Below are 4,707 nucleotides of genomic sequence, written 5' to 3'. Positions count from 1 at the left end.
TCTCCAACGGCGCCTCTCGGGCCCGGTGACACCACCCCCCAGGTCATCGGTTCGACAGGGGGCAACAGTCATGCCGGGCCCGGAGGCCAGCGGTCCCATTGCGGAACCGCGAAGAAGATAACGGGGCGCGAACGCCTAGGCACCTGGGTCCCGCACGCCCGTCACCACCCGTAAGTGTGTCAATTGCCTTCCCTTGCCGGGAAGTTAACGGCTCAATACCAGGGTTGCCCTGCAGTCTCATCCGACACCCTGGGGAGCCGCCACATGTGCGAGGACGAACTACATCACCGCAGCAGAGCCACCGACACACCCCTGAACCGGCGCGGACTCCTAGTGACGGGAGCCGCCGCCGCGCTTACGTTGAACAGCGTGAGCTTCGCGAGCGCCGCAGGGCGCGCATCCGGAAGTGACGACGAGACCAAGGTGGTGCGCGGCACGCTGCCCACCGGTTCGCCCGACTTCGTGTATCTGCCGGTCGAAGTTCCCGACGGCGTACGGGAGATCCACGTCGCGTACAAGTACGAGAAGGCGACGGTCCCGGCGGGCACCCAGAACAACGCGCTCGACATCGGCGTCTTCGACCAGCGCGGCACAGCGCTCGGCGGCAAGGGCTTCCGCGGCTGGTCGGGCGGCGCACGCACGGAGTTCTTCATCCGCGCCGACGACGCGACACCCGGCTACATCCCGGGCCCGGTCAAGGCGGGCACCTGGAACATCGCGCTCGGCCCGTACACGGTCGCCCCGCAAGGCCTGCCCTACGAGGTGACGATCACCCTCAAGTACGGGGAGCCGGGCAAGACTCCGCGCCCCGTCTATCCACCGGACCGCGCAAAGGGCCGGGGCCGAGCCTGGTACCGCGGCGACTGCCACCTCCATTCCTGGTACTCGGACGGCAGGCGCACCCCGGCCGAGATCGCGGCGCTCGCGCGCGCCGCGGGCCTGGACTTCATCAACTCCTCCGACCACAACACGCACTCCGCACACCCCCATTGGGCGGACCAGGCGGGCGACGATCTCCTGGTCATGCTGGGCGAGGAGGTCACAACCCGCAACGGCCACGTGGTCGCACTCGGCACGGACCCCAACACGTTCATCGACTGGCGCTACCGCGCCCGGGACAACCGCTTCGGCAAGTACGCGCGCGAGATCCGCGACGCGGGCGGCCTGGTCGTCCCCGCCCACCCGCACGCCACCTGCGTCGGCTGCAACTGGAAGTTCGGCTTCGGCGAGGCGGACGCGGTGGAGGTGTGGAACGGCGCGTACACCCCGGACGACGAGGTCTCGCTGGCCGACTGGGACAGCACCCTCGTCGCGTCGGTGCGCGGCCGCAAGCCGTGGATCCCCGCGATGGGCAACAGCGACGCCCACCGCGACCCCGACCCGGTCGGCACCCCGCAGACGGTCGTCCTGGCCGACGACCTGACCCGCGAGGCCATCCAGGCGGGCATCCGCGCGGGCCACAGCTACGTGGCCGAGTCCAAGAACGTATCGCTGAAGTTCACGGCGACGGGCGGCAAGGGCAGCCAGGCAGGCATCGGCGAACGCCTCCCGGTCGGCCCCGACGCCCCGGTGACGATCCGCCTCGACGTGACGGGCACCCCCGCCTGCACGATCCGCTTCGTGACGGACCAGGGCGTCCTCTTCACGTCCCCGCCCCTCCCCGAATCCGGCACAGGCACGGCCGAGTGGCAGACGACGGCCTCATACGCGGCGTACGTACGAGCGGAGGTCCGCCACGCCCCGGTGGTGACGGGCCTGCCGGGCCCTCTGGCGGCGTTCACCAACCCGATCTTCTTGGGCGGCTGAGGGCTCCGCGGAAGTGGCAAAGTAGGGAGACTTCCGGTGGTGGCACCCGCCGCCGGAGGCGTCACCCTGCAACCGGGAGATCCGGCCAGGGAGTGATCGAGGACCGTGAGGTCCTCACCAGCCGCTCACACACCAGCGGCGGCATCGGCATCGGCGAGCAGCGGGTCTTCGTCCTCGATCGGCATGGGAAGCCACTCATGCCCTGCCATCCGGCGCGAGCGCGGACGCTGCTGGAGCGTGGGCGAGCACGCGTCGCCCGCCTCGCCCCGTTCACCATCCGCCTCATCGACCGCACCCTCGCCGAATCCGAGGTCGACGGCGTACAGCTCCGGATCGATCCCGGCAGCAAGGCCACAGGAATCGCGCTGACGGACGAGAAGCAGGAGGTCCGGCTCGGCGGCCCTCCCGTAACGGTGCGGCGCGGGCTCGTATCCGTCGAGTTACGGCATCGCGGCGCGCAGATCAGGACCAAGATGCACAGGCGCGCGACCCTGCGGCAAGACTCACACCCTGGACGCGCTGTGTGTAGGGGAGCTGGGCGAAGCCGGCTGTATCGTCCGCCACCCCGTACGGCCATGTGTCGTCGGCAGCCAAGGCCGTGGCACCTACCAGCGCACGCTGACCGACGCCCACGGCTTCCCCCGGCTGCAACGGCCACGCGCCAAGCGCCACTTCGGATTCACTACCGGTGACCTCGTCGCCGCCCACGTCCCGAAGGGTAAGAAGGCCGGGCGCCACCGGGGGCGCGTCGCCGTACGGAGCGACGGCTACATGAACATCCGGACCACGACCAAGCTGGTGACCGGTATCCACCACCGCCGCATCCGTCTGCTCCAGCGCGGCGACGGCTACAGCTACGCCCCAGGCGACCCGGAGGTGCGGCCTGGCCCGTGAGCCGGGCCGCCCGGCCGGTCAGTCCGCGACGACGAGCGTCGGGGTGTCGCGCTTGAGGACCTCGCCCCGGAAGAACGCCGGGCTCTTGCGGCTCATGACCAGCATGATCGCCACGCCGAGGAGCAGCAGGCCCACGCCGATCACGAAGACCGAGCCGACGCCGAAGACCGAGGAGCCGCTGCCGTACTCCGGGTTCCACATGTCGATCAGGGTCTTGGTGAAGACGCCGGTCAGAAGGATGCCGCCGAGGGCCGGGAGCAGGCCCTTGAAGACGAAGTCCCGTACGGAGCCGAAGAGGTCGCGGCGGAAATACCACACGCAGGCGAAGGCCGTCAGCGCGTAGTAGAAGCAGATCATGAGGCCGAGGGCGTAGATCGTGTCGACCAGGACGTGCTCGGAGACCAGCGTCATGACCGTGTAGAAGACCGCCGTCGCGATGCCCGCCGTGACCGTCGCGCGGCCAGGGGTCTTGAAGCGCGGGTGGACGCGTGCGTACGACTTCGGGAGCGCCTCGTAGGTGGACATCGCCAGGACCGTGCGGGCCACCGGGATGAACGTCGTCTGCAGGCTCGCGGCCGCCGACGCGAGGACGGCGACGAAGAGCAGGATGCCGAGCGTCGGGCCCATCACCGGACCTGCCAGTACGGCGAAGACGTTGTCAGAAGTGTCGGGGTTGGCGAGGCCGAGGCCCTTGGTGCCCGAGCCCACCACCATCTGCGCGGCGACAGCCGTCGCGAGGTAGGAGCCCACGAGCACGACCATCGCGATGAGCGCGGCGCGGCCGGGCGTCTTGTCGCTGCCGGTCGTCTCCTCGTTGGCAGCCAGACAGGCGTCCCAGCCCCAGTAGATGAAGATGGCGAGCGAGAGGCCGGCGGTGAAGGAGGAGAACGACTTCACCGCGAACGGGTTCAGCCACGACCACGAGAAGTCGGCCGACATCGGGAACTCCGCGCTGCCCGACTTCTGGAACGCCATCACCACGAAGATCGCGAGCACCGCCAGCTGCAACCCCACCAGCGCGTACTGCACCCCCTTGGTAGCCGTCATCCCCCGATAGCTGATGGCCGTAGCCGCGGCGATCAGGGCGAGGCACGTGAGGATGTGGACGGCCTTGTTGTCGTCCAGGGCGGCCACCGAGTCGTTGCTCGTGATTTCGCCCGCCAGGAGCCAGAAGTACGAGGTCGCCACGCCTGCCAGGTTGGAGAGGACGATGATCGTCGCGATGACCAGGCCCCAGCCGCACATCCAGCCGATCCGCGGGCCGAAGGCCTTGACGGTCCAGGTGAAGGACGTGCCGCAGTCGGGCATGGCCTTGTTGAGCTCGCGGTAGGCGAAGGCCACCAGGAGCATCGGCAGGAAGCCCGCGAGGAAGACCGCGGGCATGGCCAGACCGACCTCGCCGGCTGTGGAGCCGAGGGTCGAGGTCAGGCAATAGACGGGGGCGACGGTCGAGATGCCGATGACGGCGCTGCCCATGAGGCCGACGGAGTTCCCGCCGAGGCCTTTGGCGCGTACGCCCCCGTCGGGGGCGTCGCTTACCGTGTCTCCGGCCTGGGGCCGTACGTCCAACTGGCTCATGAACAGGACGTTAAGTCCTACGGTTTCCACATCCGGAGGGATGAGGTCCGGATCTTTCGGCTTCCAATCGATGGATGAATCGGGCAGACGCCATCGATTGATTGACTTCTCAACCGAATCGGTCCGTCATTGCCAGGCAAATCCCGGACCGTCCGGTATGCGGGAACCGCAGCACTGTCCGTTTTGCCCGTTTCAAAATTTTCCTGAGCGTCATCTCACACTTCACATAACGGACCTTTCGCGAGACACTGTCGCCCGTTTCGTTCCGTTGGCTCCCGTTTGCGCACTCATCCCGGCCAGACGATCGACTGCAGCTCGCTGTACGCGTGCAGCGCGTACGACCCCACGTCCCGGCCCACCCCGCTCTTCTTGAACCCGCCGAACGGCGCCTCCATGTTCCGCCCGATGGTGTTCACCCCGACCCCGCCC

The 4,707-nt window shown here is 68.5% G+C and carries 5 protein-coding genes; 3 read left to right on the top strand and 2 right to left on the bottom strand.

What is annotated here, in order from left to right; genetic code table 11:
* Positions 1 to 264: 264 nt before the first annotated feature.
* From E2651_RS41330 to E2651_RS46045, 3 genes are all read left to right on the top strand, one after another.
* Complete coding sequence (locus E2651_RS41330; RefSeq protein ID WP_135336415.1) at positions 265 to 1,806, top strand: CehA/McbA family metallohydrolase; 1,542 nt, start codon at positions 265 to 267, stop codon at positions 1,804 to 1,806.
* A gap of 197 nt (positions 1,807 to 2,003) precedes the next feature.
* The gene (locus E2651_RS41325) at positions 2,004 to 2,498 is read left to right on the top strand and encodes an RRXRR domain-containing protein (protein ID WP_245239534.1); all 495 of its coding nucleotides are present in this window, start codon (positions 2,004 to 2,006) and stop codon (positions 2,496 to 2,498) included.
* Between the two features lie 79 nt (positions 2,499 to 2,577).
* Positions 2,578 to 2,700: a hypothetical protein gene (locus tag E2651_RS46045; RefSeq protein ID WP_280922832.1), complete on the top strand. Its 123-nt coding sequence runs from the start codon at positions 2,578 to 2,580 to the stop codon at positions 2,698 to 2,700.
* An 18-nt stretch (positions 2,701 to 2,718) separates the two neighbouring features.
* On the opposite strand, the gene E2651_RS41320 is transcribed toward E2651_RS46045, so the two are convergent.
* Together E2651_RS41320 and E2651_RS41315 are read right to left on the bottom strand one after the other, a co-directional pair.
* Positions 2,719 to 4,278, bottom strand: coding sequence for an APC family permease (locus E2651_RS41320; RefSeq protein WP_135336414.1), 1,560 nt, complete (start codon positions 4,276 to 4,278; stop codon positions 2,719 to 2,721).
* A gap of 287 nt (positions 4,279 to 4,565) precedes the next feature.
* On the bottom strand, positions 4,566 to 4,707 hold a 142-nt coding region (locus E2651_RS41315), incomplete at its 5' end, for an aldehyde dehydrogenase family protein (protein WP_135336413.1).

The organism is Streptomyces sp. MZ04 (genome assembly GCF_004684775.1).
In the GTDB taxonomy this organism is placed as follows: Bacteria; Actinomycetota; Actinomycetes; order Streptomycetales; family Streptomycetaceae; genus Streptomyces.
The sequence above is the reverse complement of the archived record's forward strand: the minus strand, read 5'-3'. Positions and strand labels throughout refer to the sequence as shown.

Bases quoted from the DNA above. Each gene is read 5' to 3' on its own strand.
- E2651_RS41330 (WP_135336415.1), top strand. From the start codon at position 265: ATGTGCGAGGACGAACTACATCACCGCAGCAGAGCCACCGACACACCC.
- E2651_RS41325 (WP_245239534.1), top strand. From the start codon at position 2,004: ATGCCCTGCCATCCGGCGCGAGCGCGGACGCTGCTGGAGCGTGGGCGA.
- E2651_RS46045 (WP_280922832.1), top strand. From the start codon at position 2,578: ATGAACATCCGGACCACGACCAAGCTGGTGACCGGTATCCACCACCGC.
- E2651_RS41320 (WP_135336414.1), bottom strand. From the start codon at position 4,278: ATGAGCCAGTTGGACGTACGGCCCCAGGCCGGAGACACGGTAAGCGAC.